This window comes from Paenibacillus sp. 598K, assembly GCF_003851045.1.
Classification (GTDB): Bacteria; Bacillota; Bacilli; order Paenibacillales; family Paenibacillaceae; genus Paenibacillus_D.
On sequence record NZ_BFBX01000018.1, the window covers coordinates 71510 to 80959 of the forward strand.

A 9450-nucleotide genomic window follows, 5' to 3' on the forward strand; every position below is an offset into this window, starting at 1 on the left:
GAAGATCGATCCCGTGACCGGAGGCATTATTTTTCAAAAGTCTGAAAAGAGGGGCGGAGAAACGATGAAGACGGTGAAGCGATCGTTGGCGCAGCTGCTGGGCGAGGAGTACATGGCATCGGTCATGGCAGGGGCCGCGATCTTCAAGGATATGGACATCGAAGAGGCGCGGCAGCTGGCGTACGATGAGGTGGAGTTTATGCCGCAGGCCTACAGGGAGAAGATGGACGGTCTGCTGTCCCAGGTCGGCCAGAGCGTCATAGCGCCGCTGGCAGCCTCCAGCTCCGGGGCGCCGACGACATCCTTCCGCAAAGCCGCCAATCCGCAAGCGAGCCCGCTCGGCGGACTCGGCTACCTTCGGCTCGGCGAGGACGGCCGACTGTATCTGGCCGCCAAGAGCGAGCATTACCATATCCCGCTCGGACATAATTTCCCGGGTTATCAGCTCATCGACCGGGCCAGACAGCTCGGCATTACCAATGCGACGCACAACAACACCCGGGGCCATATTACGCGTCTGCTGGAGCGGGAGCTGATCCGCACGGTGAACGGCCTCGCGCCTGAGGACGAGGGAACGCTGGAGGCGGTGCTGGCCTCCGAGCAGCCTCATGTGCTGAATCGCGTCATCAATCTCGATACCGGCTCCCTGGCCTGCGAGGCCGGGATCAAGATGATGCTGGCGCGCTTCTACAAGCTGGAGGAGCATAGCCCGGAGCCGCAGCACAAGGGGCGCACGCCTGTATTTTTCGTCATCGCGGACAACGAGGGCAAGGGCAGGGCCAACTATCATGGCACGACTGTGATCGCTCAGACGATGCGCGGCTTATGGCCGGAGCTGTACGACAAGATGGAGGCGGCGGGCATCCTCAAGGTGTGTCCGGTCAATATCAATGACATCGACGACTTCCGGGCCAAGTTCGAGCAGTACAATCGACCGCCGTTCAAGACGGCGGGCTTCATCCACGAGATTATTATGATGAACTACGGCGGCATCAAGCTCGAGCCCGAGTTTCTCCAGCAGGCCTACGCGCTTTGCCACGCTCACGATACGCCGGTCATGTGCGACGAGATTCAGTCCTGCATGTGGTATCCGGGAATGTTCCTGTGCAGAGCGTACGGGCTTGACCCTGACTTCGTCATCATCGGCAAGGGCTTCCCCGGAGGGGAATACTCGGCGTCCCGCATCCTGACGACGCACGAGATGGATACGCTCAGCCAGTTCGGAGCGCTCGTCACCAATGGCCAGGAGGAGCTGGCGGCGCTCGCCTATCTGATCACGATGTGCTTCGCCGAGGAGAATGCGGAGTATACCGGGCGCATGGGCCAGTATTACGAGACGAAGCTGCGGGAGCTGGGGGCGCGTTATCCGTCGCTGATCTCGCGCATTGAGGGGAGCGGCCATCTCGCTACGGTTTTTTTCCATGAAGCGGAGCAGGTCGTCCGATTCACGGCGCAGCTGAACGGCAGCTGTATCGATATCAGCGCCCAGACGTACAAGGCCCAGTGCCCGCCGACTGCGCTGACGAAGCCGCCGATCATCGCCACGCCCGCTATGCTCGACTATATGCTGGGCAAGATGGACGAGGCGCTCATGCAGCTCGCCGGCGACGCACGCGGGGCGGCGAGGGCATGAGTTATCTCATCGGACTGGATATCGGCACCTCGGCCGTCAAGGGCGTCCTGCTCTCCGCCGCAGGCGCGATCGCGGCCAGAGCGCATCGTCCTACGCAGCTGCTGTCCTCCGGCGACGGCCATGTGCAGTTCGAGGCGGACGAACTGTACGACCGGGTCGTCACGGTCATCCGCGAGCTGGCGGCGACGCTGCCGGATCGGGCGGGGATCGTCGGACTGAGCATCGCCTCGGCGAGCGGCAACACGTTGCTCGTCGACGAGTCGGGTCGGCCAATGCTGCCAGCGTTCAGCTGGCTGGATGAGCGCGCGCGGGGGAAGATCGAGGCCGTCATGGGTACGCTAGATGCGGGCGAGGTGCATGAGCGGGTCGGCTGGCCGTTGCTGGACAGCTTCCCGCTGGCGCATCTCTCCTGGCTCAGATGTCACGAGCCCGAGCTGCTGGATCGCGCGGCGCGAGTCTGCATGAGCACGGATTATATCCTGTATCGGCTGACTGGCGTCTGGGGCATCGACAGCTCGACGGCGACGACCTTCTATCTGCAGGATCAGCAGGCTGGCAGCTGGCATGCTCCCTATCTGGAGAGGCTCGGGATTGCCGAGGAGCAGCTGCCTTGCATCCGCCAGCCAGGCACGATCCTGGGGCAGCTCGCGGCGCGAGCTGCCGAGGAGACAGGCCTGTCTGCCGGCACATCCGTCGTATTAGGAGCCTTCGACCATCCGAGCGCCGCGCGTGGGGCGGGCGTGCTCGATGAAGGGCAGCTGCTGCTCTCCTGCGGCACGTCGTGGGTCGGCTTCTATCCGTTGCAGGATCGGCGACAAGCGATCGGCAACCGACTGTTGACCGATCCGTTCCTCCAGCCGGCAGGCGCGTGGGGCGGGATGTTCTCGCTGTCTGCGATCGCGACGTCGGTGGACCGCTGTATCACCAGGTATATCGTGGCTGGGTCGGACCGCTACGAGATATTCAGCCGCTTGGCGGCTAGCGCACAGCCCGGAGCGGGCGGACTGCTCCTGCATCCCGAGCGTGTGGCGATAGATGGCGGACTGGAGGGTCAAGCCCCTGCGGATATCGCGCGGGCGCTTATGGAAGGGACGGCCTACCTGCTCCGCATGAAGCTCGACGCGATGAAGGCCGCCGGGATCGTCGCGCGCTCTGTGACGATGGTGGGCGGGCCGTCGGAGACGTTTCCGTGGCCGCAGATCGTCGCCGATGTGCTCGGGATCGAGCTGACCACGGTCAATGGCTCCTGCGCAGGAGCGGTAGGCAGCGCGATTTTGGCCGCGATCGGCGTAGGGCTGTACGAGGATGAGCGGTCCGCGTTGCGCGCGATGGCGTTCCCGGCCCTGACCCGGACGCCGGACCCGGCGCTCCGACAGTTGTACGACGAGCAATATGATATTTTTGTAAGCCAATACCGCGATCTCGGAGGGGTGTAGATGGGAGCCTTATTTGAAGTGAAGGAAGTCGACCGTTTATTTTACGAACAGAAGCTGCAGCGTTTTTTGCCGGAGCGTATCATCGATATCCATACACATGTATGGCTGGAGCATTTTGTAGCTCCAGTCGATCCTTCGCTCGTCCGCGCCGTCACCTGGCCCTGGCGCGTAGCTTCGAGCAACTCGATCGAGGATTTGCTCGAGACGTACCGGCTCATGCTGCCGGGCAAGCAAGTGACGCCGCTGCTGTTCTCGCAGGTGTCGAGCACGACGGATCTTGAGCTGGGCAATGGTTATGTCAGCGAGCAGGTCGCCGCCGGCCAGTATCCAGCGCTGCTGGTAGCCAAGCCGGAGCAGAGCGCCTCCGACTTCGAAGCGGCCATCGAGCGAGGCGGATTCCTCGGCTGCAAGGTATACTTGAATTACGCGGCTTCCTATATCCCGGAGAAGGAGATCCGTATCTACGATTTCCTGCCGCCCCACCAACTGGAGGTACTGAATCGGCGCGGCTGGATGGCGATGCTCCATATCCCCCGGGACGGTCGGCTCAAGGACCCGGTCAATCTGGCGCAGATGCTGGAGATCGAGCGGATGTATCCGCAGCTCAAGCTGATCATCGCCCATGTCGGACGGGCGTACTGCGAGGAGGATCTGGGCGATGCGCTGGACATTCTGGCCGAGACACGCAATATGGTGTTTGATTTTAGCGCTAACACGAACGCCTATGTATTCCAGCAGCTGATCAAGGCGGTAGGCCCGCAGCGCATCCTGTTCGGCAGCGATCTGCCGATCGTACGGATGCGGATGAAGCGCATCTACGAGCAGGGGAGATACATTAATGCGGTGCCGCGCGGACTGTACGGGGATGTGTCCGGGGATCGCAATATGCGCGAGGTCGACGGCGCTGAGGCAGAGGAGCTTTCCTTTTTCCTCTACGAGCAGCTCGATGCGTTCCGGGTGGCTGCCGAGGCCGAGGGCTTGACCAGACGGGACATCGAGGATGTATTCTATAACAATAGCGCAGCCATCATCGACCAGATCAGGGAGGGCGGCCGATGAACAAGCTGCGGATCGGCTTGCTGCCGCTATATATCGAGTTGTATGACGATTACTTCCCGCAGATGAGACCGCGGATCGAGGCGTTCTACGCGACGATCGCCGAGGCGTTCGAGCAGCAGGGGCTCGAGGTGTTGCGGAGTGGCGTATGCCGCGTGCAGGCCGAGTGCGCCGAGGCGGTCCATCGATTCGAGCAGCAAGAGGCGGACGCGCTGGTGACGCTGCATCTGGCGTACTCGCCGTCGCTGGAGTCGTCGAGCGTGCTCGCTGCGACGGAGCTGCCAGTGATCGTGCTGGATACGACGCCGACGTATGATTACAGTCCGCAGCAGCACCCCGATGAGCTGATGTACAATCACGGCATCCACGGCGTGCAGGACCTGTGCAATCTGCTGCTGCGCAGCGGCAAGCGGTTCCTGCTGGAAGCTGGGCATTGGTCGGAGTCGGATGTGATCGGGCGCGTGGTCGAGGGCGTAAAGGCGGCCCGGGTCGCGACGAGCCTGCGACGGGCCAGGGTAGGTCGTCTGGGCAAGACGTTTGCCGGGATGGGCGACTTTGAGGTACCGACCGAGGCATTGCGCCGTACGATCGGGCTGGAGACGATCATCCTTGATGCGGATGTGGCAGGCGATGCGTCAGCGTCGTATATTTCCGATGGCGAGATCGAGCGGGAGATGGAGGATGACCGTCGCGCATTCGAGTCCGACGGACTTGACCTCGCCGCGCACAGACGATCGACGGGCGCCGATCTGACGATGCGCAGGCTGATCGAGAGGCATCGCCTGACCGCATTCACGGTCAACTTCCTCGATGTGACGGGGCAGTCGGGGCTGCCGAGCATGCCGTTCCTCGAGGCGAGCAAGGCGATGGCCAGAGGGATCGGCTATGCAGGCGAAGGCGATGTGCTGACGGCGGCTCTGGTGGGAGCGCTGCTGGCGGTCTACCCGGACACGTCGTTTACGGAGATGTTCTGCCCGGACTGGAAGCATAACCGCGTCTTCCTCAGCCATATGGGCGAGATGAACCTGCGTCTCTGCTCCGGCAAGCCCGTACTGCGAGAGATGAGCTTCCCGTTCACCGAGGCGGACAATCCAGTCGTCGCGTATGGCCGATTCCACGGCGGCGAGGCGGTCTATGTCAATCTGGCGCCGGGCAGAGAGGGCACGTATCGTCTTATCCTCTCGCCTGTGACGATGACGGAGGTTGAGGGAGAGGACCGGATGGCGGGCAGCATCCGCGGCTGGTTCGAGCCTCCCGTACCGGTGTCGGACTTCCTGACCGCATACAGTCGGCACGGCGGCACGCATCATGGCGCGATCGTCTACGGCGACGTGCTGCGGGCGATGACGGAGCTGGGCGAGCTGATGGGCTGGCAGACGGTGGTGATTAACTGATAAGGCAGGTGAGCCGTACATGGATTGGAATATCGAGGATCGCAGGAGAGAGATCGTCTCCCTGCTCAATGAAGAAGGCAAGGTCAAGGTCGTGGAGCTGAGCAAGCGGTTCGCGATCTCCGAGGTGACGATCCGGGGCGACCTGGACGCGCTGGAGAAGGAGGGGCTGCTCGAGCGCGTGCATGGCGGCGCCATCAGCAACTACAAGAGCTACTACAACATGAACTTCAGCGATCGGATGGAGACGAATCAGGAGGAGAAGCGCAGGATCGCGATCGAAGCGGCATCGATGATCAGCGACGGCGATACGGTCATCCTCGGCTCGGGGACGACGCCGCTCTATGTCGTGCGGGAGCTCAAGGACAAAAAAAATCTCATCCTCTTGACGAACTCTCTGTCTGTCGTTCAGGAAGCGGGTCACTGCCCGGGTATCAAGTTCGTCGTCCTGCTCGGGGGCAACTTCAATGCCGAGTACCAATTCACCTCGGGCGACGACGCGATCAGCCAGCTTAGCAAGTACAAGGCGGATAAGCTTATCCTCTCCTCCGACGGCGTGAGCTCGGCGTTTGGGGTGACGACCTACCATCATATGGAGGCGGAGCTGAACCGCCAGATGATCGCGCGCGTCAACAAGACGATTGTGGTGGCGGATTATACGAAGATCGGGCGCGCCGACTTTTCGCATATCTCGGAGATCGGCAAGATCGACTGCATCATCTCCAATCACAATGCCAACAAGGAAGAAATCGCAGCTTTTGAGGAACTGGGAATCGAAGTCAGATTGGTCTAGGGCGTGTCTGGATACTCCGAGGGGAGCAGACACGACCTCACATCAGCGGGGGGTTATGCAATGATCATTGGCTTGGTGAAGGAGATCAAAAACAACGAAAACCGTGTGGCGCTGACGCCAGGCGGCGTAAGCGAGCTGACTCGAGGCGGGCACACCGTGCTCGTCGAGCAGGGAGCCGGCTCGGGGAGCGGCTTCGAGGACGCGCAGTATCGGGAGGCTGGCGCGACGCTGCTGGCCGACAAGGCAGAGCTGTTCCGACAAGCGGACATCATCGTCAAGGTGAAGGAGCCGCTCGAGTCCGAGTACGAGCTGTTCCGACCGGGACAGACGCTGTATACGTATCTGCATCTGGCTCCCAATCGCGAGCTGACCAACATGTTGGTCGAGCGGCAGGTAACGGCGATCGCTTACGAGACGGTCCAGCTGCCTAACGGACAACTGCCGCTGCTCGCGCCGATGAGCGAGGTGGCTGGCCGAATGTCGGTGCAGATCGGGGCATCGCTGCTGCAAAAGTATAACGGCGGCATGGGCATCCTGCTCGGCGGCGTGCCGGGCGTCAGTCGCGGCGAGGTCGTGATCATCGGCGGTGGCGTAGTCGGTACCAATGCGGCCAAGATGGCGATCGGCCTGGGCGCCCGCGTTACGATCCTGGATGTGAGCAAGAGCAGGCTGGCGTATCTGGACGATATCTTCGGCGGCCAGGTATCGACGTTGATCTGCAATACCTATAATATGGAGCGAGCCGTGGCAAACGCCGATCTGCTCATCGGCGCGGTGCTGGTCGCGGGCTCGAGAGCGCCCAAGCTCGTCACCGAAGCGATGGTCCAGTCGATGCGGAAGGGGTCTGTCATCGTCGATGTCGCCATCGACCAGGGCGGCTCGATCGAGACGATCGATCGCGTGACGACCCATGACGAGCCGTGCTACGAGAAGCATGGCGTCATCCATTACTCCGTCGCCAACATGCCTGGCGCGGTCCCGCGCACCTCGACCTTCGCGCTCGAGGCGGCGACGTTCCCCTATCTCTTGAAGCTCGCAGGCCGAGGCGTCCTGCCGGCGCTAATCGAGGACAACAGCCTGCTGGCCGGTCTCAATACGTATGCCGGCACGGTCACCAACAAGCCGGTTGCCGATGCGCTCGGTTACGCGTACACGGCGCCTGATCTGAAGATGTGCCTGTAAGCAGAGGTACCAGTAGCACGATCCTGAAATACCGTTCCTATGGGCGTTTCAACGGTTTTGCGTATTGAGGTGAGGCTCGCTCCATTCCGATTCGCGCTTGGCTTGCGTAGGAGCAATTCTCATGCGGTCGCTGGTTTTGCTTAACTGCAATACTCAGGCTGCCCTCAAAACAATGCCTACGGTCACGGGATCGTTCTTCCGATCGCTGTTGTCCCCAGATTTCTTGATTTTTCACCGCTTTTTGCGGTTGAAATCCGGGGACAAAGGCGAACGCTTCGCTTCTCCAGTAACGATTCCGTGCCTCTTCGGCCTTTTGAGGGCAGCCTGGCATTTGCGTTTATTTACTTGTTTTCAATTCGTTTCGCCGAAAATAAACGTACTTTTTCACTTTTGCATGTATTTCTCGAAGGCGCTCGCTCGGCCCAGCCAGTATGCCTGCCCGCGATTCTACCGCTCTCGTGGCGAGCGTCAGAGCGACGACGGAGCTACGACGCTGGCGTTCGGATGGAAGCTTCACTCGGCGCGAGGCCATAAAAAAACCTCGCGTCTTTTCGACGTGAGGTGGTTTGTATTTTTACAGAGGCGATGGGTAAGGGGAAACGCTCAGGTATTCGTTGGCTTGGCGTACCGACGGCTTGATCATGGCGCCTCATCAGCAAATGGTTAGGCGAAACTATCGGTCATATACGGTGGCCTTCAGACTAAACGACATCGGGAAACGATCGGGATTGTGGCTATAGTTGTAGAGTCCGTCGCCCACGCTGGTCAAGCCGCCCGCATCATAAAAATTTTCCTTGAATTCATTGAAGAAGTTCACGTGCAGTCCGGCGGACGTAAGGGAATTAATAAGATCCGAAATCGTGTACATCCAGAAGTACGATGTAACCCCGCGCTTGGTTTCCGACGCATATCCGCCTATATAATCATCCGCATCGGGCTCTTTGCCGAAGTAGGGATACTTGATGTCCATCCGATTATGGGCTAATTGCTGTTCATCCATCGTCAAAAAGAAGGGATGACAGTCGAACACGTAAATGAAGCCGTCATCCTTAAGCAGATGCCGAATCGTTTTGCCCCATTGCTTGAGATCGGGAAGCCAGCCGATCGCCCCCTCCGACACAAAAACCACATCATACTTCTCATGGTGCTTGTCCATCAGTTTCATGATATCCGATTCAATAAAATCGATATTGGCGACGTTCAGGTCCGCGGCCAGCTTTTGGGCATAGAAAATGTTGTCCGGTACCAGGTCAACTCCCGTTGCATGGGCTCCCAACTGGGCCAACAATATCGTATCCGCACCTGTGTTGCACTGTAGATGGATAATGCGCTTGCCGCTCAGGTCTCCCAGCTCAGCTTGAATATACTTGTTAAACTTATGCTTCTTCTCCGTCAGCAATTTCTTGAAGGTATGGTAATGATCCTCGGATAGCTGACTCCATGCATGACGATTCGCGTCGATCTCTTTCATCCCGGTGCCTCCTCCTTATTGTTCGAGTTTTAATTGTATCGACCGCCTAAGATGAAAGCAAACGGGGCAAACGGGACATGAACATTGAGGCGTTGAGTAACCTTTAGCTTAAGCGAGTATATTCAATCCTGATGAATAAATTGGTACAATGAAAACAATTGAGGACCGATTGGGAGGTGCTGACGATGAAGGAGCCAATGCTGAAAAAAGCGATGGATACGCTGGAGTTTTTAAGCCAGGATATGGCGGCTCGTATGGCTTATGATGCTCGAATGAAGGCGCTAAGCGATGAACAATCCCGTATTGAAAGTGCAGAAGCGAAAGGTAGATCGGAGACAAGTAGAGAAATAGCTATACGACTTTTGGATCGAGATGTAGACCTGCAAACAATATCGGAAGCAACCGGCCTATCGATTGAAGAAATTAAAGAATTGAGACAGTAAGCTGAACGACAGCCATAGGCTGTCGTTTTTTGTTGTGTGCCACGC

The 9450-nt window shown here is 59.3% G+C and carries 8 protein-coding genes; 7 read left to right on the forward strand and 1 reads right to left on the reverse strand.

Going from position 1 to position 9450, the window contains the following annotated elements; all coding sequences use genetic code 11:
- From PA598K_RS08440 to ald, 6 genes are all read left to right on the forward strand, one after another.
- Positions 1 to 1633: aminotransferase class III-fold pyridoxal phosphate-dependent enzyme (locus tag PA598K_RS08440; protein ID WP_260405320.1), on the forward strand; the 1633-nt coding region annotated here is incomplete at its 5' end.
- Positions 1630 to 3069 carry a xylulokinase gene (locus PA598K_RS08445; RefSeq protein WP_128656529.1) on the forward strand — a complete coding sequence of 480 codons (1440 nt, stop codon included), beginning with the start codon at positions 1630 to 1632 and terminating at the stop codon, positions 3067 to 3069. The genes PA598K_RS08440 and PA598K_RS08445, both read left to right, overlap by 4 nt.
- Positions 3070 to 4128: an amidohydrolase family protein gene (locus tag PA598K_RS08450; RefSeq protein ID WP_128656530.1), complete on the forward strand. Its 1059-nt coding sequence runs from the start codon at positions 3070 to 3072 to the stop codon at positions 4126 to 4128. It abuts the gene before it with no gap.
- On the forward strand, positions 4125 to 5519 hold the full coding sequence (locus tag PA598K_RS08455; protein WP_128656531.1) for an L-arabinose isomerase family protein: 1395 nt from the start codon (positions 4125 to 4127) through the stop codon (positions 5517 to 5519). The genes PA598K_RS08450 and PA598K_RS08455 overlap by 4 nt, the downstream gene beginning before the upstream one ends.
- A gap of 19 nt (positions 5520 to 5538) precedes the next feature.
- Positions 5539 to 6309, forward strand: a complete 771-nt coding sequence (locus PA598K_RS08460) for a DeoR/GlpR family DNA-binding transcription regulator (protein WP_128656532.1) — start codon at positions 5539 to 5541, stop codon at positions 6307 to 6309.
- 60 nt (positions 6310 to 6369) lie between these two features.
- The gene (gene ald / locus PA598K_RS08465) at positions 6370 to 7491 is read left to right on the forward strand and encodes an alanine dehydrogenase (protein WP_128656533.1); all 1122 of its coding nucleotides are present in this window, start codon (positions 6370 to 6372) and stop codon (positions 7489 to 7491) included.
- A 673-nt stretch (positions 7492 to 8164) separates the two neighbouring features.
- Here the strand turns inward: ald and PA598K_RS08470 are convergent.
- A complete protein-coding gene (locus PA598K_RS08470) occupies positions 8165 to 8962 on the reverse strand; it encodes a class I SAM-dependent methyltransferase (protein ID WP_128656534.1) in 798 nt (265 codons plus the stop codon).
- A gap of 185 nt (positions 8963 to 9147) precedes the next feature.
- On the opposite strand from PA598K_RS08470, the gene PA598K_RS08475 reads away from it, so the two are divergent.
- Positions 9148 to 9405, forward strand: a complete 258-nt coding sequence (locus PA598K_RS08475) for a hypothetical protein (protein ID WP_128656535.1) — start codon at positions 9148 to 9150, stop codon at positions 9403 to 9405.
- Positions 9406 to 9450 lie beyond the last annotated feature (45 nt).

Coding starts and splice junctions, on each gene's coding strand:
- PA598K_RS08455 (WP_128656531.1), top strand. CDS start 4,125: ATGAACAAGCTGCGGATCGGCTTGCTGCCGCTATATATCGAGTTGTAT.
- PA598K_RS08460 (WP_128656532.1), top strand. CDS start 5,539: ATGGATTGGAATATCGAGGATCGCAGGAGAGAGATCGTCTCCCTGCTC.
- PA598K_RS08445 (WP_128656529.1), top strand. CDS start 1,630: ATGAGTTATCTCATCGGACTGGATATCGGCACCTCGGCCGTCAAGGGC.
- PA598K_RS08470 (WP_128656534.1), bottom strand. CDS start 8,962: ATGAAAGAGATCGACGCGAATCGTCATGCATGGAGTCAGCTATCCGAG.
- PA598K_RS08475 (WP_128656535.1), top strand. CDS start 9,148: ATGAAGGAGCCAATGCTGAAAAAAGCGATGGATACGCTGGAGTTTTTA.
- PA598K_RS08450 (WP_128656530.1), top strand. CDS start 3,070: ATGGGAGCCTTATTTGAAGTGAAGGAAGTCGACCGTTTATTTTACGAA.
- ald (WP_128656533.1), top strand. CDS start 6,370: ATGATCATTGGCTTGGTGAAGGAGATCAAAAACAACGAAAACCGTGTG.